Origin of the sequence: Synechococcus sp. HK01-R, from assembly GCF_014217855.1 — a bacterium.
In the GTDB taxonomy this organism is placed as follows: Bacteria; Cyanobacteriota; Cyanobacteriia; order PCC-6307; family Cyanobiaceae; genus Synechococcus_C.
This window is the reverse complement of record NZ_CP059059.1, coordinates 2,052,740-2,072,343: the sequence shown is the minus strand read 5'-3', so window position 1 is coordinate 2,072,343 and position 19,604 is coordinate 2,052,740. Positions and strand designations below refer to the sequence as shown.

The following is a 19,604-nucleotide window of genomic DNA, read 5'->3' as shown; positions in this document are numbered from 1 at the left end:
TCGACCCATCCTGCAGTAGGAGAGGAGCATTGCCCAGGGATCATGACCGCCGCGATTGGTGACCGCGTTCAGCTGGTACGACCACTGCCGTACCTGAAGACGGCCGATCCCATGCCGATGCTTCGCCCACCTGACCTCGTCACAACGGAGGAATTGGGGGATGTCGTGGGCCTGCGTCCAATGCAGATGGCTGCCGTTCGTTTTCGGAGAGGCACCTTTCTGATCCCGCTCGAGTATCTGCGGGTGCTTGATGCAACATCCGACTGAGCTGCGTCGTTTCAGATCAGTTTGCGCCAGTCCTCCGCGAGGGTGTGGAGCGACTCCTTGGGGCCGCAGAGGCTGAGCAAAGGCGTCTGGAGACAACGGGCGGCGGTTGTCCGCAGCACCTCGGCATCAAGCTTTTTGAGTTGCTCCAGGCTTCTCTGATCGTGCGCATCGTCAAGACCGAGGGCCCGCAGCTGGGCGCGTCGCTCTGCTCTCTGCCCAGTGGTCTGGGTGGCGTGGGCGAGCTGTCCGCGGAATTTCGCGCGGGCTAGCTCGAGATCCTCCTCGTTTAGTAATCGTTCAGTCAGTTCCTGCCAGCTTTGATAAAGCAGCCGCAGGCTCAACCGAGCCCGTTCCACACTGCTGGAGGCGTGCAGGACAAACGGGGCGGCGGCTGCACGGGCGGGGTGGTGGACTCCCACGTCGTAAGCGACGCCGTGGTCCTCCCGCAGGCGCCGGAACAGCAGGCTTGACATGCCAACCCCTAGATGGACCTGGAGTAATTGCAGGGCTAGATCGTCGGGATGACCATGGGGGCAAGTGGGCCGCCCCAGCATCATCACCACCTGTTCGGTGGCCAGAGGGTGAAGGCTGATCGCTCCTTGTGGTTGAGGTGTGAACGTTTCAGTCGCACACTGATCGTCCAGGTCGGGCCCCGCCTGGTTCAGCCCCTGGCCTGTCTGGAGCGACTGAAAAGCAGGCCTATCCTCCAGTCCGCTGAGCAGTTCCGTCGGAATCGTTCCCGAGAGGGCGAGAACGCTTCCATGGCACGTCAACTGCTCGGCGAGGGGGCGCAGACTTTGTGCATCGAGGACCTGCAACTCGTCGCTGACCCCGAGGGGATCGTGTCCATAGGGACCTGTGCCATAGGCCAGCTGACGCCAGCCGTCGTAGGCGAGGTGAAAGGGGTCCTCCCGCTGACGCTGTAGGGCTTGAAGGCTTAAGTCCCGCTCCAGAATCACCTGCTCGGGACGGAGTTGGGGGGCGCTGAGCATCCAGCCCAGCACAGGCAGAAGTTCCGCAGCGTCGGTGTCACGGCACTTGAGGCTGATGAGCATGCCGTCTTCATGGGTATCGCAGCGCAGGCCTGCGCCGCAGCCCTCCACCAGATCCGCCAATGCCAGGTGATCAAGCGGTCCACAGCCTCGGGTGAGGCTGGAGCCCAGCAGTTGATGCGCTCCACGTTCGCCGTCGGGATCCGCACCGCTACCGCGACGGATCCAAAGTTTGGCGGCCATCACCCCGGGCGTGTTGACGGGGTCGAGAATCAGATCAGGTAGGGGCATCAGTCCTCATCACCAGGCAGGGCCACGAGCGTGAAGGCCTGTTCGGTTTGTAACTGGGAGAACACCGAAGTTCTCAGGGTCTCAGGCTCCCAGTGATCCAGATGGATCAACGGCTCAAGCAGCGACTTTGAATGTCCCCAAAGCGTTTGCGCTCCGGCAATCCCGGCCACAGCACCAGGTGCCTCCAGGCTGAAGCGCAGACCGTTCCCCACGAGCTGTCTCGCCCGTTCCAGCTCGTTCGCATGAATTGGTTCTGCGGCTACCGCAGCGAGCACGATCTGCACCTCCTGCTCCACTTGCTCCACCAAGTCGGGCGGGCAGCAGGCCTCGAGCATGACCAGGCTGCCCTGTTCCAAAACGGTCAGGTCCATGTCGATGGATTCCACGATTTGCAGCTCCTCGCGCAGGTGCTGCACGAGGCGGCTGCGCCGTCCCTCGGCCAGCACCGTTGTGGCGAGGTCCATTCCCATCACGGCCAGCTGGTCCTCAGCCGGGGCGGCCGGCCAGGCCATGAGCACCCTTGCGGCCTCCAGCCTGGGCACCTGGATGGCAGCGTGCCCAGCCTTGAAACGCAGGGGCGTGGTTCTTTGGACTCCTCCGCCTTCGACCTCTTTGTTTGGCAGTGCAGCCATGGCACTGCCCGTCAGTCGGCTCTCAAGCCCTGCCGGAAGCGCACCGGCCACCGCCAGACAGCAATGGCTGCCTTGGTAGCGCCGTTCGTGGAAGCGCCGCATCAGTGCTGGAGTGCTGGATAGAAGGCTGGTTTCCCAGCCAAGAATCGGCCGTCCGTAGGCCTGATCTGGGCAGCAGCGTGTCAGCAGCTGCTGGATCACCTGGTCATCGGGTTGGTCCCGGTATTGAGCGATCTCCTCCAGCACCACGTCCCGTTCCATCGCATAGGCGTCTGCCTCAAGGGCCGGCTCCAGCACCAAGTCGAGTAGGAGGTCGAGCCCCTCCGCAGCGGCTTCTGGAGGTACGAGGGCATGGAAATGCACATCGTCGAACCCAGTGGCGGCATTGCTGCTGCCACCCAGCGCTTCGATGCGTCGATCGAATTGCCCTGGCCCAAGCCGTTGGCTGCCCTTGAACACCATGTGTTCCAGGAAATGGGCGATCCCTTCCTCACCGGTTGCTTCGCTGGCACTTCCGGCTTTACACCAGAAATCAAGACAGGTGAGTGTGCTCTCCGGCATGGGGGCGATCACGCAGCGGCTGCCGTTCGCCAGGGTCTGATGCAGCAGTTCAGGGCCGGGGGTGGAGTGGCTCAGGATCCCGTGTCAAAGTCCCATTCTGTGCTGCATCGCACCTGTGCCGACGACCATCAGCGATTCGGATCTCTCCATGCATCCCCTGGTGGATGCCCTGGCCGATCGGATCCGGATCTGTCGTCAGGATCTGCCCGATCTTGCCCCCCTTGCGGTCGACCCCGATTTGGAGGCGATCACCGCCACGCTTGACGGCGAGGCTCTGTTCATCCGCAACGAACTGCATCAGTGCCGAGGGCTGCGCAAGTTGCATCTCGAGACCGCTCGCCTTGGGCTTGGCCTCCAGATCCTGCACTGCGTGTTTTTTCCTGATCCTCGCTACGACCTGCCCGTCTTCGGTGCCGATATCGTCGCCAGTCCTGCGGGGATCTCCGCAGCGATCGTCGATCTCTCGCCGGTGACAGCCCATCTGCCGGACTCGGTGCGCAGTCCGCTGGAAGACCTGGTGTTGCCGCCCTTCCAGCAGGTGCGCGAGCTGCCGGCCTGGGGGTCGATCTTCTCCCCATTCGTTCGCTTCATTCGCCCCGTCGATGCCGAGGAGGAAGGGTGGTTTGTGGATCTGGTGGGTCGCTATCTCGAGATCCTGGCCACAGCGATCAGGCAGGGCGAGCCCGACGCCGCTGATGCGCTTCCTACAGTTCAACGTCACCAGGGTCAGCTCTCCTATTGCCTGCAACAGAAGCGCAACGACAAGACCCGGCGGGTTCTCGAGAAGGCCTTCAGTCCGGAGTGGGCGGATCGTTACATCGAGGAGCTTCTCTTCGACAATCCCCCCGAGCCTTGACCATGTCTGGGCGACTCCCCTGGCTTGCTGGTGGCCTGGGACTGCTCGTGTTGCTGGGCCTGTTTGCGGTGCTACGGCGGCCATCCGTTCCCTCACAGCCGGCACCGGCAAACCCGGTGACTGTTCGGCCACCCGAAGCTGTCGCAGCCTTAGGTCAGCTTGAACCCGCCGGTGATGTCCGCCGCCTTGCGGCGCCGGTCAGTGGTTTTGGCGGCACCCCTCGAGTCGCCCAACTGTTGGTGAGGGAGGGGGACAGAGTTCGTCGCGGCGACGTGCTGGCCAGCTTCGACAGCCGCCCCCAAATTCTGGCGGATCTTTCTGGTGTGCAAGAGACATTGCGCACGTTGGACATTGAGATCCGGATGCAGAAGCGTGAGGTCTCCCGCTACGCCGCGGCCGCTCGTGAAGGTGCGGCCGCCCTTGTTCTCCTCGAAGACAAACAGGATGAACTGGTGCGTCTGGAAGGGGAGCGTCGGGAAACCCTGGCCCGTGAGCGCAAATTGCAGGCTGATCTCAAGGACAGTGAGTTGCGCTCTCCGATTGATGGTGTGGTGCTGAAAGTGATCACCAGGGTGGGGGAGCGTTCCGGTACCGATGGGGTGCTTGAGGTTGGGGCTAGCCAGGAGATGGAAGCTCTGATTGAGGTTTACGAATCGGATGTCAATCGCATTCGCCTCGGTCAGGCGGTCACTCTGGTGAGTGAGAACGGCGGCTTTAGCGGACGTCTTGAGGGCGAGGTGATGCGGATCAGTCCCCAGGTGCGACAGCGGCGGGTGCTCTCCACTGATCCCACGGGTGATGCTGATGCTCGGATCGTGGAGGTCAGGGTTCGCTTGAACGCTGAATCCGCAGCTCGGGTGACCCGTTTGGCCGGTATGAAGGTCATCGCTCGCTTCCAGAACCCCTGAGCTGGTTGCTGTGATGCGTCCTTTCTGGTGGTGGCGGCGAATTCCCCTGGCCTCCCTGATGCTGATCCGCCAGCCGGTGCGGTTGGTCGTGGCCCTCGCCGGGATCAGTTTCGCTGGGATCCTGATGTTCATGCAGCTGGGATTCCGCGATGGCCTCTTCGATGCCAGCGTCACGGTGCATCGACGGTTTGATGCGGATCTGGTCCTGATCAGCCCCCGCTCCACCAGTTCGGTGCGGATGGCTGGCTTTCCCAGGCGGCGTTTGATTCAAACCATGGCCGATCCTGCTGTTGAGGGCATCACTCCAGTGCACTGGAGCCTCATGCTCTGGCGCAATCCTGAGACCCGTCACACCCGTTCGATCCTGGCGCTCGGATTTGACCCAGACGATCCTTTTTTTACCGATCCAGATTTACCCGCCAAGGCGAGATTGCTGTCTCAGAAGGGCCGGGTCTTGTTCGATGAGCGTTCCCGTCCGGAATTCGGCCCAGTTGCTGCTTGGTTTCGGGAGGGTCGCACCGTTGAGAGTGAAATCGGCGGTAATCGAGTGAGAGTGGCCGGTCTGGTTGCCCTCGGCACCAGTTTCGGCGCAGACGGCAATCTGCTGACGAGTTCGGAAACCTTCTTGGATCTCATGCCCAACACCCCCTCGGGCAGCATCGAACTCGGTCTGATTCGTCTGCTTCCTGGCGCCGACCCTGAACAGGTGCGTCAGAGGCTCCAGGCTTTGCTGCCTGAGGATGTGCGTGTGCTGACCAAGCAGGGGTTCATTGATTTCGAACAGAACTACTGGCGAAGCAGTACGTCCATCGGATTCATCTTCACCCTCGGTGCCGCCATGGGATTCGTGGTGGGGTGCGTGATTGTGTATCAGGTGCTCTACACAGACGTGAGCGACCACCTGCCGGAATACGCCACCTTGATGGCCATGGGCTACCGCCTCCCCACGTTGCTCGGGGTTGTTGTTCGCGAAGGGTTGCTGCTGGCCATGTTCGGCTACGTGCCCGCCTACCTGGCCGGCCAGGGTCTGTATTGGTTTGTCCGTGAGGCCACGCGTTTACCTGTCGGTATGGACCTCAGCCGTGCTCTGACGGTCTTCACGATGATCCTTGTCATGTGCATGGTGTCCGCCTGCCTGGCCATGCGCCGATTGGTCGATGCAGACCCAGCTGAGATCTTCTGACCCATGTCCAGCCCGTCCGATCAGCTGATTCGTTCTCGGCAGCCCGAGCCAGCCAAGCCAACCGCGTCGTTCACGGTTGAGATCCAGGGGCTGAGCCACTGGTATGGCCGCGGCTCCACCCGCCGGCAGGTTCTTCAGGCTGTGGATCTGAGGATTGAACCCGGAGAGGTGGTCCTCCTGACGGGACCTTCGGGCTGCGGGAAGACCACCTTGCTCACCCTGATCGGAGCCCTGCGCCAGGTGCAGCAAGGGGATCTTTGGGTGTTCGGACAGCAGCTCCGGGGGGCTGGCCGCGGCCAGAGGCAGAGATTGCGCCGTCGGATCGGCATGATTTTTCAGGGCCATAACCTGCTGCGCTGCCTCTCGGCGGAACAGAACGTGCAGATGGGCTCTGATCTTCTTGAGGGGCTCTCCTACCGCGCCCGTCGTGATCAGGCACGGGAATGGCTTCGGGCGGTCGGTCTGGATGACCACATGGCCAAGCGGCCCCACGATCTCTCCGGTGGGCAGAAGCAACGCGTCGCGATCGCCCGGGCGCTGGCGGCCAGGCCACAGCTGCTGCTCGCTGATGAACCGACAGCCGCGCTGGACAGCACCACGGGCCGCGAGGTGGTGGAATTGCTGCGTCGCTTGGCCCGTGAACAGTCCTGCTCGGTGCTGATGGTGACCCATGACCCTCGCATTCTCGATCTAGCTGATCGGTTGGTGCGGATGGAGGACGGTCGCCTGTTCAAGGCGGAAGAGTAGGTTGGTAGGAGTCCCAGTCGTCGTCCAGCCCCTTTCGCATGGCCAAGCGCAGAAATCTCAAGAAGGAAAAGCAAGAGCGCAACCGCGCTTACGCCCGTAAGTTCAAGAAGCGCAAGCTCCGCAACGACGGCCGTGGAGAAGGTGCCGGCAATGGTGTGACCGGTACGGCCAACAACGGTGGCGCAGCCGACTGAATTCCGTTCTTGCTTTCGTTTCAGGGGGGCCTTGGCCCCCTTTTTTCATGTCTTTAGGCTGTGGGTCCTTGCCGGTCCTGTGCGGATGTTTGCCAGCGTCGTCATCCCCACCTACAACCGGCGGCCGATCCTGGAGAAGTGTCTGCTGGCCTTGGAGGATCAGCGCCTGACTACCGACCTCGAGGCCTATGAGGTGGTGGTGGTCGATGACGGCTCCAGTGATGGCACGCCTGACTGGCTGCGTCGGGACGCTGGTCGCTTTCCGCATGTGCGTCTGGTGGAGCAGGCCCATGGCGGGCCCGCGGAGGGGCGGAACCGGGGTGTCGATCACGCTCGTGGTGACGTGATTGTTTTCATCGATAGCGATCTTGTGGTCACTCCCACATTTCTGGCCTCCCACGCGGCGGCCTTGAAACAGTCCTGGAGTCAGCGCGGTGATCGGCTTTGTTTCACCTATGGCGCTGTGATCAACACCGCCAATTTTGAGAGCCCCACCGCTGAACGACACAAACTCCGCGATTTGTCCTGGGCCTATTTCGCCACTGGCAATGTGGCGATCGATCGACAGGTCCTGGAACGGTCTGGACTCTTCGACACCGGTTTCCGCCTTTACGGCTGGGAGGATCTTGAACTCGGTGAGCGACTCCGCCAGATGGGTGTTGTTCTCGTCAAGTGCCCTCAGGCGGTGGGGTATCACTGGCATCCGGCATTCCGTCTTGAGCAGATCCCCGATTTGATCAGGGTGGAGCGTGAGCGAGCCAAGATGGGGCTGGTTTTTTATCGCAAGCACCCCAGCCGCCGGGTGCGATTCATCATTCAGTTCACCTGGTTGCATCGCTTGCTTTGGGAGCTGCTCACCCTTGGCGGTCTGCTGAACGAACGCTCCCTGAGGCCGCTGCTTGCCTGGCTCATTCGCCGCGGGCGGCCCGATCTGGCGATGGAATTGCTCCGGCTACCCCTCAATCGGATCGGGGTGCGGGCTATGGCGCTTGAAGCTCGCCAGCAAGGGATGGCTTGAACCTTGCTTTGGTAGGTTCATCTGGTCCTTTCAAACCGCACACCTGTCTGTTTCGGGTGCTGGTCCCATGACCATCCCTGACAGGTGGAGGCGAACCCGAAACCTCAACTCCCATGGCTGTTGTCACTCTCGCTGAGATGATGGAAGCTGGCGCCCACTTTGGGCACCAGACCCGTCGCTGGAACCCCAAGATGTCGCGCTACATCTATTGCGCGCGCAACGGGGTGCACATTATTGACCTCGTGCAGACCGCTGTCTGCATGAACAACGCCTACAAGTGGGTTCGCTCCGCTGCACGCAGCGGCAAGCGGTTTCTGTTTGTCGGCACTAAAAAGCAGGCGTCCGAAGTGGTGGCTCTCGAAGCCGCCCGTTGCGGAGCGTCCTATGTGAACCAGCGCTGGCTGGGCGGCATGCTCACCAACTGGACCACCATGAAGGCCCGGATTGATCGCCTCAAGGATCTTGAGCGCATGGAATCCAGCGGAGCCATCGCCATGCGCCCCAAGAAAGAGGCCGCTGTTCTCCGTCGTGAGCTCGATCGACTCCAGAAATATCTGGGTGGTCTGAAGAACATGCGCCGCCTCCCGGATGTTGTGGTTCTTGTCGATCAGCGACGCGAGACCAATGCTGTGCTCGAGGCACGCAAGCTTGATATTCCTCTGGTGTCGATGCTGGACACCAATTGCGACCCTGATCTGTGCGAGGTGCCGATTCCTTGCAATGACGACGCTGTCCGCTCCGTTCAGCTCGTGCTCAGCCGCCTTGCCGATGCGATCAATGAGGGCCGTCACGGTGCCAATGATCAGCGCGGTGCCGACGACGCCGAAGGCTGAGGTCCTCGAACCGCTAAGTTCACGCCGCCGTTCCGCTTGAGCGGGTCGGCGGTTCTCCATTTCCAGTTCCCACCACCACCTCTTCACGATGGCTGCCGTTTCCGCCAAGCTTGTCAAGGACCTGCGCGATAAGACCGGCGCGGGAATGATGGATTGCAAGAAAGCCCTTGCAGCGACCGATGGTGATTGCGATAAGGCCATTGAGTGGTTGCGGCAGAAGGGCATTGCCAGCGCTGAGAAGAAGTCCGGCCGTACCGCCGCTGAGGGCTCGATCGGCAGCTACATCCACACCGGCGCCCGCGTGGGTGTTCTGGTTGAGGTGAACTGCGAGACCGACTTTGTGGCACGTGGCGACATGTTCCAGGAGCTGCTCCGCGATGTGGCCATGCAGGTGGCCGCATGCCCCAACGTCGAATACGTCACCACTGACGAGATCCCTGACGAGATTCGCGACCGCGAAAAGGCGATTGAGATGGGTCGTGACGACCTGGATGGCAAGCCTGAAGCGATGAAGGAGAAGATCGTTGAGGGCCGTATCGGCAAGCGCCTCAAGGAGCTTGCTCTGATGGAGCAGCCCTTCATCAAGGACAGCTCGATCACTGTTGCTGAGCTGGTTAAGCAGGCCGCCGGCAAGATTGGTGAAAACGTCAAGGTGCGTCGCTTCACCCGTTACACCCTTGGCGAGGGTATCGAGATTGAGCAGGTGGACTTCGCCACTGAAGTCGCCTCCATGACGGCTGGCTGATCAGCCTGCCGAGATACGGCATTTCTTCCCCGTTGCCCGATCCCAGCGAACAACTTGCCCGTCTTGAGACGTGGGGGCAGTCCATGGCCCCACGTCTTTATCGCGAGCAGGCGCTTTATCTGCAGATCCTTCGAGATCTGCTCCCACCAGCTGTCCGTGCGTCTCTGGCCACGCTATTGACTGCTGATGACGGTCAGCGTCTGGCGGCAATCGACGTGGCGCGACGGGCCGAGATTCAGGGAAGGATTGATGCGCTGGTTCAGCGCTGCTGTTCTCTTCTCACCATTGAGCAGCTGATGGATCTCTCCCGTCAGATCTCGCGCGAACAGGTGGTCAGAGTCCAGCAAGCCCAGAAAGCGTTGCTGGAGGATCGGCCGACTGACGCGGTTCACCCTGAGCTGTCACCGACTGATTCAGGCCCTAGGGCGACGCAGTCGATCCAACTGAGCCTGGATCCTCCGATCCAGCAGCCCTCGCTGCTTCAGGGTCTCCTGCCTAACGGTGGGCAGGAGGACAGCGAGATGGATTTGGCTGAGCTCGAGCAGGCAGACCACGAGGAGATCCCCACGGAGCAGAGCCTTCCAGAGGAGGACGAGATTGAGGACGACGACTCGCTGCAGAGTGAGTGGTCTGGGCAGGGAGCCACATCTGATTTGGCGATGTTGCGCTCGTTGTTCGTGATGGCAGGCCAGGCGATGGTTGCTGCCGAGTCTTCAGGGGGTTCAGAGCAGGATTCATGGCCCCGTTCCCTCCCCTCAACTGAGGCGGGGTCTGGTCTGTTGCCAGCCATGCCCAGGGAGCTTGTGCGTTGGTTGGACGGTCTTGATCGTGCTTTGTTGAGGCGTCTGCGCAATTTGTCCCACGCGTTGAATGTTGAGCTGATGCGCTCAGGATTGGCCTCCAGCCTGTTGCCCATCAGCCTGCTCGATGCAGCGCTGAGTGGTCAGGTCGAGAGTCTCCCGGCCGCATCCAACCTTCTGAGGCTTCGTGTTCCACTCCCTGAAGCCTCTGTGGATCAGTGGGTCGAACTCAGCTGCCTGCTGCTTCGTCCCTCAGAGCTGGAATTTGATCACGCTGAGCTGCGTCGTTGTCGCATGCGTCTGCGTCATCGGCGGCGGGAACTGCTCACAATGGTGCAAAAGCAACGCCACTGGCAGCGGCGTTCCACGATCCGGCAGGTGCAAGAGCAGTGGTGGCCCAGCCCTCCGAGCGACCCCCAGACGAGAGCCTGAAGCCTGCGCTCTCGGCGCGGGAGATGGATGTTCTGAAGGCATGGCTGCAGCCTTTGCAGACCGCCCTCGGCCTCGAAGCGGATCGGGGTTTCTCCAATCTGCAAGGGCGTCAGGAGCGTTTTCATGCGTTCCTGAGTCGACAGTGCGCTGCTCCTCCCCCCTGTCCCCTGCCGCAGGACAGCCTTCACCGTTTGGCGACGTTGGCCCAGGAGTTCGCCGGCTATCCGGAGCTGGAGGAACCGTCTCGACGGCGATTGGTGACCACCACGCGTCAGTGGCTCCACGGCCTTCGCCAACGCTTGGAGCCCTCCACTCCCATGGCCCCGCCGCGTCTCCGTGTTCAGGCGGCCCCAGTGTCGTCTTCAACAGGGAACGGCCGTGAGTCGCTGGCCTTGGACGCAGCCCTCTCCAAGGTTCGCGGGATTGGACCAAAGCTTGCTGAACGATTGGCCGCTCTTGGTTTGCTTGTGGTGCGGGACCTTTTGCTGTATTTCCCCCGCGACTACGTCGATTACTCAGCATTGCGACGGATCGAAGCCCTTGAGCCAGGGGAGACGGCGACGATTGTGGCCACAGTGCGTCGTTGCCATGGCTTCACGAGTCCGCGTAATCCCAACCTTTCGATCCTCGAACTGCAGCTGCAAGATCCCACCGGCCGCTTGAAAGTCACACGCTTCTTAGCCGGTCGTCGCTTCAGTTCACCTGCTGCCCTTCATGCTCAGGCGCGTCTTTATCCACCGGGTGCCACGGTGGCCGTCAGTGGTTTGGTGAAAACTGGCCCCTATGGCGTGAGTTTTCAGGATCCGCTGATTGAAGTCATGGAGAGCGCCAGTTCTCCCTTGCGTTCCCGCCAGATCGGTCGATTAATCCCGGTTTATGCACTCACAGAGGGACTGAGTGCTGATCGCATGCGCAGTCTCGTGGAGACGGTCCTGCCGGCTTCATCCCAATGGTCGGACCCGCTGCCAATTGAGACGCAACGCCGCCGGCAGCTCATGCCTAGACCGGACGCCCTGCGTGTGATCCACCAACCCAGCGACCGGGAGCAACTGCAACAAGCCCGCCGCCGTCTTGTGTTCGACGAATTCCTGTTGCTACAGCTCGGTCTGATGCAGCGTCGGTCTCGTTGGCGCCAGCGACAGGCTCCGGTGTTGTCGATTGCTGGCCAGCGGGATGGCTTGGTTGGTCGGTTTCTCGAGCAGCTGCCCTTTCAATTCACGGCTGCACAGCAGCGTGTGTTGGCGGAGATTGAGCAGGATCTGGCTCGCGCGGAACCGATGGCGCGATTGGTCCAGGGGGATGTGGGCAGTGGCAAAACCGTGGTGGCCATCGCGGCCCTTCTCAAGGCGGTTGAGTCAGGTTGGCAAGGGGCTCTGATGGCACCGACCGAGGTCCTTGCAGAGCAGCACTATCGCGGTCTTTGTCGTTGGTTGATCCCACTCAATGTCACGGTGGAACTGTTGACAGGCTCAACGCCAAGGCCCGCTCGGCGGCGAATGCTGACTGATCTGGCGAACGGAACTCTGCAGATTCTGGTTGGAACCCACGCGTTGATTGAAGATCCTGTGGATTTTTCTCGCCTTGGGCTGGTCGTGGTGGATGAGCAACATCGGTTCGGGGTGAAGCAGCGCAACCGATTGCTTGCCAAAGGGTTGCAACCCCACCTGCTCACGATGACGGCGACTCCGATCCCCCGCACGTTGGCGCTCTCCCTCCACGGTGATCTCGATGTCAGTCAGATCGACGAACTACCACCAGGACGCACCCCGATCCAGACGCAGCTACTGGCGTCAACATCTCGCCAGGAGGCCTATGACCTCATCGCCAGTGAGATCGCCAAGGGACAACGGGCCTACGTGGTTCTGCCGCTGGTGGAGGAATCGGAAAAACTTGATCTGCGATCAGCGGTGGATGTGCATCGCCAGTTGAGTGAGGAGATCTTTCCAGATCGATCCGTGGGCTTATTGCATGGCCGATTGAACAGTGCTGACAAGCAGTCTGTGATCCGAGCGTTTGCAGAAGGGCGTTGTGATGTGCTCGTGTCTACGACCGTGGTGGAGGTGGGTGTTGATGTGCCGGAAGCCAGCGTGATGATGATTGATCATGCCGATCGTTTCGGTCTGGCCCAATTGCATCAACTGCGCGGACGTGTCGGGCGCGGTGCTGCAGCGTCCCACTGTCTCCTGGTGAATGACAGCCGCAATCTGCTGGCTCGTCAGCGACTTGAGGTGTTGGTGCGCTCCCATGACGGCTTCGAGATCGCTGAGATGGATCTGCGCTTGCGCGGACCAGGACAGGTGCTTGGAACACGCCAGTCGGGCCTGCCTGATCTCGCCCTGGCCAGTCTTGCGGATGATGGCAGTGTGCTCGAGGAAGCGCGGGAGGAGGCTTCAAGCCTCATTCGCCAGGATCCCGCTTTGGAGCAGTACCCGACTCTGCGTCAATTGCTTGAGGAACAGCAACGTCGTCTGACCGCAGCAGGCCAGCTGAACTGAGACCGCTCAGCTGACACCGCTCACTGGCCACGCTCAGCTGACAGCGTTCTCCACAGGCTTGAGTCTCTTCTGAGACTTGCGCCACTGTTGCCCTCTGATTTCTGTGTTTTGCAACACCGTTTTGGGGCCTGTTGCAGCGATGTTTGCCCATTGTCGATTCCGCGCATTGGTTTTGTTGAAACGAAGGGATTTCAGTGTTGGCCTTCGTTTTCAGGGCAGGGCCTCTCGTTGTTTTTGAGATGAAAGAATTTCTTCGGACTTGTCAAGATTTTTGGAAGATCCCCGCCTGTTGTCTGGTTGACGACTGGCCTGGGCTTGAGCCGCGTGAGACTCAATCTGGGGAAAACGCCTGTCCTTCTGTGGAAATGATGCGGCTTTTGCATTCTTGTTGAGGGCGATGCATTGAGGTCTGGCAATCTGGCCGCAACGACCCTTGTCCTGATGGTCAGGCCCTGGCGTGATTGTCCAATCAGGGACTGCGGTGAGCCTCTGCTGCCCTTGGAGCCCGCTCTCCTTTGTTTGCGGCCGCATCCCTATGCGTCTCTGGGGGCTCCCTACGGTCCCGGCTCCGATCCCTTCCGGTTGCGGCAGGGGGTTCGGCAGCGATTGCTCCTGGCCCAGGATGAGCTTCAGCGGCTTCAGCCGTCCCTGCGGCTCGGCATTTTCGATGCCTGGAGGCCAGTGGTTGTTCAGTCCTTCATGGTGGAGCATGCGTTCCTAGAGGAATGCAGGCGCCGACAGTTGGATGCCAGTCAACCAAGCCAGGCCTCGAGGCATGAGGAGGTGAGACAGCTTGTTGAGCGCTTCTGGGCTCCCCCTTCTTCAGACCCGACAACGCCCCCTCCCCACAGCACCGGAGCTGCTGTGGATCTCACGCTCGTCTCCGAGGCGGGCATGCCTCTCGATATGGGGGGGGAGATTGATGCGATCGGTGCTGTCTCAGAGCCGCACTTCTACTCGGAGCTCGCGCATCGGAATCCCGACTCAGCCGAAGCGGTCTGGCATGAACGCCGTGAGCTTCTCGCGTCATGTCTGAGCGTGGCGGGATTCGTGCGTCACCCGAATGAGTGGTGGCACTTCAGTTACGGAGATCAACTGTGGGCTTGGCGTACAGCGGCTGCTGAGGCGGTCTACGGACGCTCGGATTAGGTGCTGGCGAGCAGCTCGCTCACCGCTGCATCGCCCAGCTTGCTGATGTGATCACCAAGGGTGCGCCGACCTCCGGCTTCGCGCCAACTGATCAGCAGAGGCTCAAGGGTGGTTTCCAGCGATTCCAACGGCATCTTGTCCAGGAAGGGACGAGCCAGGCGCTGCAGATTGGCGCTTCCACCCAACCAGAGTTGATACTGATTGACCCCGCTGCCGACGAGTCCGAGTTCCGCCATGTAGGGGCGTGCACAACCGTTCGGGCATCCCGTCATCCGCACCAGGATCGGTTTACTGATCGCCAGGCGTTCCAGTTGGGTGTTGAGCCGGTTGAGGACCTCCGGAAGAATTCGCTCTGATTCAGTGATCGCCAGGCCGCAGGTCGGCAGTGCCGGGCAGGCAATGGCGTGGCGTGCCAGGGCCTCAGGGGATTCAGGTGTCTCGATGCCAAGGGCCGCAAGGGCCTGACGCACTCCGGCCCGTTGCGGTGTGCCGATATTGCAGAGGAGAAGGTCTTGATTGGGGGTCAGGCGAATCTCGAGCTGATACGTCTCCACGATCCGACGCAGGCCGGCTTTGAGTTCGCCCTGCAAGCGCCCGCAAAGGAGGGGAATCCCAACGAACCACATCCCGGCACGATGGCGGTGCCAGCCCAGATAATCCACGAGCTTGGCCTTGGGCTCATTGCGGAGTGATTTGAGCTCTCCTTGGAAATAGCGTGTCTTGAGCTCTTGCTTGAACCACTGCACCCCCCGGTCGTGAAGCAGATACTTCATTCGGGCATGGCGACGCAGCCGGCGATCTCCGTGGTCCCTCTGGAGGGCAAGAATCGACTGAACCAGGTCAAACACCTGATCGGCTGCTACGTAACCAAGGGGGTCAGCGACGCGGGCAAAGGTCTCCTCCTTGTTATGGGTTCGACCCATGCCTCCGCCCACGTACACGTTGCAACCCTTCAGGGCTCCTGTGGCATCGGCAAAGGCGACAAGACCAATGTCCTGGGTCAGCAGGTCGACGGAATTGTCACCGGGCACGGTGACGGCCACTTTGAATTTGCGTGGCAGATAAGTGTCGCCGTAGAGGGGCTCTTGCTCACTCCCTGAGTTCACACCACCTTCCTTTTGCCTTTGTCTGGCCGCTTTCACGCCACGACTGGGTTTGATGCGATAGCTGAGGTCTCCATCCACCCAAAGGTCTAGATAGGAGCCTTCAGCAGCTTCAGGACTGAGCAGGTCAGCAATCTCGTCGGCCAGTTGTCGTGCCGCTGGGTAGCCATCTTTTTCAAATGGGGCCGCCGGAGCCATCACGTTGCGGTTGATGTCTCCACAGGCCGCAAGCGTTGAGCCCATTTGACGGATGATCGTTCCGATGACCTCTTTGAGGTCAGATTTGGCCACCCCATGCATCTGGAATGCCTGGCGCGTCGTGGCCCGAAGGCTGCCATCACCGAGGCGATCCGAAAGATCATCCAGTGCCAGGAACAGATCAGCGGGGATGCGGCCACCTGGGCTGCGCAGCCGCAGCATCATCTGCCAGTGCTTGTCACGACCCTTTTCGCGGCGGTCGCGATCATCTTGCTGATAACTGCCGTGGAATTTAAGGATCTGCAGGGCGTCTTCACTGAACTGCGGCAGCTCGTTTTTCAGCTCCGTCAGCAGGGGCTCTCGCAGATAATCGCTGTCGAGCTTGCGCTGTTCGGCCTTCGGCAGAGCCTGGGAGACCGCGCCGCTGCCCTGGTCTTCGAGACCCTTTGAAGCATCGACGTCGCTCTGGCTCACTGGCACTCGGATCAATCCCTATTGAAGGTAGCGAAACGGCTTCCAATACAGTCAGCCACTGGATGAGCTCAACGGCGTGGCTGCAACCTTTCTGCTCGAGATCGGTACCGAGGAACTGCCTGCCGATTTTGCGCGTCTGGCCTTACCCCAGCTACGGGAGCGCCTGCAGCGTGATCTGAAGGAGTGGAGGCTGGATCACGGTGACATCCAGGTCACCAGCACCCCGAGGCGCCTGGCCGTGCTGGTCGAGAACTTGGCCGATGGGCAGGATGATCTCCAGGAGGAGCGCAAGGGCCCCCCTGTGGCCCAGGCCTTCGTGAACGGCGAGCCGGGACCGGCCGCCATTGGTTTTGCTCGTCGTTGTGGTGTGGACCCTTCAGCTCTGGAGGTCCGCCCCACTCCGAAGGGTGATTGTGTCTTCGCTTCCGTCCTCGTGAAGGGGCAAACGACCCGTGAGCTGCTCCAGAACGCCATTCCGACTTGGATCGATGCTCTCCAGGGCAGGCGCTTCATGCGTTGGGGCTCAGGTGACCAGCGTTTCAGTCGGCCCGTGCGTTGGTTAGTGGCCCTCCAGGGCGACCAGATCATTCCTGTGGCTCTGCAGGGGAGCGATCCAGTGGTGAACAGCGGACGTTGCAGTCGCCCCCACCGCCTTAGCTCTGAGGTTGTCGAGCTCTCCAACGCCGGGACCTATGCATCCGCGATGGCTGCAGCGGGTGTCCTGGTGAATCGCGACCAGCGTGCTCAGGTGATTCGGGAAGCCTTGGGTGCCAAGGCTCAGGCTTTGCAGGGTGAACCCGACTGCCCGGACTCGCTTTTTGAGGAGCTCGTCGATCTTGTGGAGTCACCGACGGTGCTTGCAGGGGCGATTGCTGATCGCTTCCTCGATCTTCCACCTGAGGTGATCGTCACCGTGATGCAGTCCCATCAGCGCTACGTCCCTCTTCGACGTCCGGATGTGGCCACTGATCCGTTGCGGCTCACAGCCCGAGAGGTGCTCTGTGCTGATTTCCTGCTGGTCAGTAATGGATTGGATGCTGCTGCAGAGCGCATTTGCCGCGGTAATGAGCGTGTTCTCAGTGCCCGGCTGGCCGATGCCGAGTTTTTCCTCACCGTTGATCGCCGTCAGCCCAGTGCCGAGCGCCGTGACGCCCTCGACCGGGTCACGTTTGCCGAGGGGCTGGGAAGTCTGCGTGATCGCGTTGATCGAATCGAATGGCTCACAGCCCAGTTGCTGGATCAGCTCAGTCTTGATGCCGCGGCGCAATCTGCTGCAATCCGTGCCGCGCACCTCTGCAAGCACGATCTGGTCAGCCAGATGGTTGGTGAATTCCCTGAGTTACAAGGGTTGATGGGTGGTAAGTATCTGCTGGAGGAGGGGGAGCCGCGTTCTGTGGCCCTGGCGGTTGTGGAGCATTACCTGCCGCGAGGGGCTGGTGATCACCTCCCCAGCAGTGATGCTGGCGCCGTTGTGGCCCTGGCCGAACGGCTGGAGCTGTTGCTCAGCATCTTTGCCAAGGGGGAACGCCCCAGTGGCTCGTCTGATCCCTACGCACTGCGTCGTGCCGGAAATGGTGTCCTTCAGATCCTCTGGAATCAGGGTTGGCGGCTGGATTTACTCCAACTTCTGCAGGCCGCAGCCGATCACTGGAGCGCACTGTTCCCGGCGTTTCAAGTGAATACCAGTGGTTTAGTCGCAGATCTAGTGCTGCTTCTGCGTCAGCGGATCCAGTCGCAATTGGAGGAGGATGGCCACGGCGTCGATCTCGTCCAGGCGGTTGCCGGCGAGGGCGTGACCGATGGACGTCTCTTGTCGGATCCGATGGATGTGCTTGATCGCATTCGTTTGCTGGCAAGCCTGCGCCAGCAGGGGCGACTTGGGGGTGTGCAGGCTGTGGTTCAGCGTGCCGCTCGTCTGGCGGAAAAAGGAGACTTGGCGAGCTCCGTGCTTGATGCCAGTGGCGTGGTCGATCCGGCACGGTTCGAGTCGCCCAGTGAACAGGCGATGTTTGATGTCGTGACTCGCTTGCTTCCCCTGGCGTTGTCGAGGGATTACCAGGCGCTTGCCAGTGCCCTAGACGAGGCTACGCCTGCCCTCGAGGCGTTCTTTGATGGTGATCAGAGCGTGATGGTGATGGCCGATGACCCCCAGCTTCGCGATAACCGCCTCAATCTTCTCGCTGTACTGCGTAACCAGGCCTCGCAACTGGCCCGTTTCGAACTGATTCAGTCCTGACAAAAAAGCTGGAGTCATTGAAGTGACTCCAGCTTGATTTTTTCATGAGGGGCTCATTGCTGAAGCGAAAAGCTTCAGCTGACTTCCGCGGTTTCTTTCTCTTTTGCCTGTGCCTTGATCGCTTGCGCAGCTTCTTCTGCAAGGAAGTCACCATCGGAGCGACCGACAGCAGAAGGAACGGGACCGTAATCAGAAGGCGCTAGAGCTTCACCACGGAGCAGGCTTCCGAGTGTGCGAAGCGTCAGCTTGATTTGCTGCCATGGATTCATCAGCACCACTCGCTTGTACAAATAGCTGTCGAAGGTCAACTTCTGTACATCACGGTCATCACACATTTCGACGAAGGCCTCGCGTGCCGCGTCGTTGCGATAGAAGATGCGTTGCAGAATGTCGAGCACGGCGTAGGTGGCACCGTATTTGCGGTCCCAGCGCTTCAGATAGGTCGACTTGATCTCCTTTTCTGTGGGAATGCGAGAGCCCTTATTGGAGATTTCGACGATGGCCTCGGCGCACATGCGACCGCTCTTGGCGGCGAAGTAGATACCCTCGCCGGAACTCTTGGTCACGTAGCCAGCTGCATCACCCACCAGCGCCATGCGCCCCACCACACGACGGGGCCGTGGATGTTCAGGAATGGGGTGGGCTTCGACCTTGATCACTTCACCTTTGAACAGTCGCTTGCTAGCGCGTTCGCGAATGCCCTTCTGAAGACCCTTGATCAGCGACTGGTTCTGCTGCATGGTGCCGGTGCCGACAGCCACATGGTCAAATTTGGGGAACACCCAGGCGTAGAAGTCGGGGGACACGTCGGTACCCACATACATCTCGGCGAGATCTTCGTAATAGGCCATCTCCTCCGCAGGAAGCTTGATCCGTTCCTGGAAGGCGATGGCGACGTTGTAATCGCCGGCATCCATCGCTTTGGCCACCCGGGAGTTCGCTCCGTCGGCTCCGATGATCAGGTCGACCTCGAGGGTTTTGAGCTCGCCTGTGGGGCCGCCAGAGCTGTAGTCCGCGTAATGAAGTGTGTAGGGACCCTGTCGGTTGTTGCCGGTGTCGATCTTCTGGACAAGTCCATTGATCAGGGTGGTGCCGAGATCTGCAGCGCGATTGCGCAGGAAGGCATCAAACACTTCGCGGCGACACATGCCGATGTAGGCGTTGCGGTCGTAGCCGAGAGGATCAAGCTTGATATCCACCTCACGGTTGGAGGGGGAGATCATCTTCATGTTGCGGACCTTGCGGTCAATGATCTCGTCTGGGATGTCGAACTCATCCACCATGCAGAGGGGGATCGCACCTCCACAAGGCTTGGCATTGTCGAGTTTTCGCTCGAACAGCCAAGTCTGAATACCGGCTTTGGCGAGTACTTCAGCGGCGCAGGACCCAGAAGGACCACCGCCGACGACGGCAACTCGAAGCATCTCAGCCTGACTCCGCTGGATTGTTGTGGCGAAGCTACCACCGCCGGAACCTTCGCTGTGGAACGG

At 60.7% G+C, this 19,604-nt stretch carries 17 protein-coding genes; 13 read left to right on the top strand and 4 right to left on the bottom strand.

From position 1 onward, the window contains the following. Positions 1 to 42 precede the first annotated feature (42 nt). On the top strand, positions 43 to 267 hold the full coding sequence (locus tag H0O21_RS10985; RefSeq protein ID WP_131455417.1) for an NAD(P)H dehydrogenase assembly family protein: 225 nt from the start codon (positions 43 to 45) through the stop codon (positions 265 to 267). 11 nt (positions 268 to 278) lie between these two features. Here the strand turns inward: H0O21_RS10985 and H0O21_RS10980 are convergent, their stop codons facing one another. Further along, entirely contained in the window at positions 279 to 1,550 is a 1,272-nt protein-coding gene (locus H0O21_RS10980) for a pitrilysin family protein (protein ID WP_185189689.1), read from the bottom strand. Beyond that, complete coding sequence (locus H0O21_RS10975; RefSeq protein WP_185189688.1) at positions 1,550 to 2,743, bottom strand: pitrilysin family protein; 1,194 nt, start codon at positions 2,741 to 2,743, stop codon at positions 1,550 to 1,552. Before H0O21_RS10975 ends, H0O21_RS10980 begins: the two co-directional genes overlap by 1 nt. A gap of 61 nt (positions 2,744 to 2,804) precedes the next feature. Between H0O21_RS10975 and H0O21_RS10970 the strand changes: the two genes are divergently transcribed. The 11 genes from H0O21_RS10970 (at position 2,805) to H0O21_RS10920 (ending at position 14,103) form a co-directional block, all read left to right on the top strand. Beyond that, positions 2,805 to 3,599 carry a phycocyanobilin:ferredoxin oxidoreductase gene (locus tag H0O21_RS10970; RefSeq protein WP_185189687.1) on the top strand — a complete coding sequence of 265 codons (795 nt, stop codon included), beginning with the start codon at positions 2,805 to 2,807 and terminating at the stop codon, positions 3,597 to 3,599. 2 nt (positions 3,600 to 3,601) lie between these two features. Beyond that, on the top strand, positions 3,602 to 4,507 hold the full coding sequence (locus H0O21_RS10965; protein ID WP_185189686.1) for an HlyD family efflux transporter periplasmic adaptor subunit: 906 nt from the start codon (positions 3,602 to 3,604) through the stop codon (positions 4,505 to 4,507). A gap of 13 nt (positions 4,508 to 4,520) precedes the next feature. Next, entirely contained in the window at positions 4,521 to 5,690 is a 1,170-nt protein-coding gene (gene devC / locus H0O21_RS10960; protein WP_131593438.1) for an ABC transporter permease DevC, read from the top strand. Between the two features lie 3 nt (positions 5,691 to 5,693). Then, positions 5,694 to 6,437: a DevA family ABC transporter ATP-binding protein gene (locus tag H0O21_RS10955; RefSeq protein ID WP_185189685.1), complete on the top strand. Its 744-nt coding sequence runs from the start codon at positions 5,694 to 5,696 to the stop codon at positions 6,435 to 6,437. Between the two features lie 38 nt (positions 6,438 to 6,475). Next, positions 6,476 to 6,631 carry a hypothetical protein gene (locus H0O21_RS10950; RefSeq protein ID WP_006171625.1) on the top strand — a complete coding sequence of 52 codons (156 nt, stop codon included), beginning with the start codon at positions 6,476 to 6,478 and terminating at the stop codon, positions 6,629 to 6,631. An 85-nt stretch (positions 6,632 to 6,716) separates the two neighbouring features. After that, on the top strand, positions 6,717 to 7,649 hold the full coding sequence (locus tag H0O21_RS10945; protein WP_131455410.1) for a glycosyltransferase family 2 protein: 933 nt from the start codon (positions 6,717 to 6,719) through the stop codon (positions 7,647 to 7,649). 113 nt (positions 7,650 to 7,762) lie between these two features. Then, on the top strand, positions 7,763 to 8,482 hold the full coding sequence (rpsB, locus tag H0O21_RS10940; protein WP_131455409.1) for a 30S ribosomal protein S2: 720 nt from the start codon (positions 7,763 to 7,765) through the stop codon (positions 8,480 to 8,482). 88 nt (positions 8,483 to 8,570) lie between these two features. Further along, positions 8,571 to 9,227 carry a translation elongation factor Ts gene (gene tsf / locus H0O21_RS10935; protein ID WP_185189684.1) on the top strand — a complete coding sequence of 219 codons (657 nt, stop codon included), beginning with the start codon at positions 8,571 to 8,573 and terminating at the stop codon, positions 9,225 to 9,227. Between the two features lie 83 nt (positions 9,228 to 9,310). After that, a complete protein-coding gene (locus tag H0O21_RS10930) occupies positions 9,311 to 10,459 on the top strand; it encodes a hypothetical protein (RefSeq protein ID WP_255441008.1) in 1,149 nt (382 codons plus the stop codon). Continuing rightward, complete coding sequence (gene recG, locus H0O21_RS10925) at positions 10,417 to 12,954, top strand: ATP-dependent DNA helicase RecG (RefSeq protein WP_185189683.1); 2,538 nt, start codon at positions 10,417 to 10,419, stop codon at positions 12,952 to 12,954. Before H0O21_RS10930 ends, recG begins: the two co-directional genes overlap by 43 nt. Positions 12,955 to 13,452: 498 nt before the next feature. Next, complete coding sequence (locus H0O21_RS10920) at positions 13,453 to 14,103, top strand: M15 family metallopeptidase (protein WP_370523046.1); 651 nt, start codon at positions 13,453 to 13,455, stop codon at positions 14,101 to 14,103. On the opposite strand, the gene H0O21_RS10915 is transcribed toward H0O21_RS10920, so the two are convergent. Then, positions 14,100 to 15,878, bottom strand: coding sequence for an NADPH-dependent assimilatory sulfite reductase hemoprotein subunit (locus tag H0O21_RS10915; RefSeq protein WP_185189681.1), 1,779 nt, complete (start codon positions 15,876 to 15,878; stop codon positions 14,100 to 14,102). The genes H0O21_RS10920 and H0O21_RS10915 overlap by 4 nt on opposite strands. 76 nt (positions 15,879 to 15,954) lie before the next feature. Between H0O21_RS10915 and glyS the strand changes: the two genes are divergently transcribed. Further along, positions 15,955 to 18,114: a glycine--tRNA ligase subunit beta gene (glyS, locus tag H0O21_RS10910; RefSeq protein ID WP_185189680.1), complete on the top strand. Its 2,160-nt coding sequence runs from the start codon at positions 15,955 to 15,957 to the stop codon at positions 18,112 to 18,114. Positions 18,115 to 18,188: 74 nt separating this feature from the next. Here glyS and chlP read toward each other — a convergent pair whose 3' ends face one another. After that, positions 18,189 to 19,538, bottom strand: coding sequence for a geranylgeranyl reductase (gene chlP, locus H0O21_RS10905; protein ID WP_185189679.1), 1,350 nt, complete (start codon positions 19,536 to 19,538; stop codon positions 18,189 to 18,191). Positions 19,539 to 19,604: the final 66 nt, after the last annotated feature.

Excerpts from the sequence above, each read along its gene's own strand:
- H0O21_RS10980 (WP_185189689.1), bottom strand. The coding sequence starts at position 1,550 with ATGCCCCTACCTGATCTGATTCTCGACCCCGTCAACACGCCCGGGGTG.
- H0O21_RS10950 (WP_006171625.1), top strand. The coding sequence starts at position 6,476 with ATGGCCAAGCGCAGAAATCTCAAGAAGGAAAAGCAAGAGCGCAACCGC.
- tsf (WP_185189684.1), top strand. The coding sequence starts at position 8,571 with ATGGCTGCCGTTTCCGCCAAGCTTGTCAAGGACCTGCGCGATAAGACC.
- rpsB (WP_131455409.1), top strand. The coding sequence starts at position 7,763 with ATGGCTGTTGTCACTCTCGCTGAGATGATGGAAGCTGGCGCCCACTTT.
- H0O21_RS10985 (WP_131455417.1), top strand. The coding sequence starts at position 43 with ATGACCGCCGCGATTGGTGACCGCGTTCAGCTGGTACGACCACTGCCG.
- H0O21_RS10955 (WP_185189685.1), top strand. The coding sequence starts at position 5,694 with ATGTCCAGCCCGTCCGATCAGCTGATTCGTTCTCGGCAGCCCGAGCCA.
- H0O21_RS10930 (WP_255441008.1), top strand. The coding sequence starts at position 9,311 with ATGGCCCCACGTCTTTATCGCGAGCAGGCGCTTTATCTGCAGATCCTT.
- chlP (WP_185189679.1), bottom strand. The coding sequence starts at position 19,538 with ATGCTTCGAGTTGCCGTCGTCGGCGGTGGTCCTTCTGGGTCCTGCGCC.
- H0O21_RS10965 (WP_185189686.1), top strand. The coding sequence starts at position 3,602 with ATGTCTGGGCGACTCCCCTGGCTTGCTGGTGGCCTGGGACTGCTCGTG.
- devC (WP_131593438.1), top strand. The coding sequence starts at position 4,521 with ATGCGTCCTTTCTGGTGGTGGCGGCGAATTCCCCTGGCCTCCCTGATG.
- H0O21_RS10945 (WP_131455410.1), top strand. The coding sequence starts at position 6,717 with ATGTTTGCCAGCGTCGTCATCCCCACCTACAACCGGCGGCCGATCCTG.
- H0O21_RS10975 (WP_185189688.1), bottom strand. The coding sequence starts at position 2,743 with ATGCCGGAGAGCACACTCACCTGTCTTGATTTCTGGTGTAAAGCCGGA.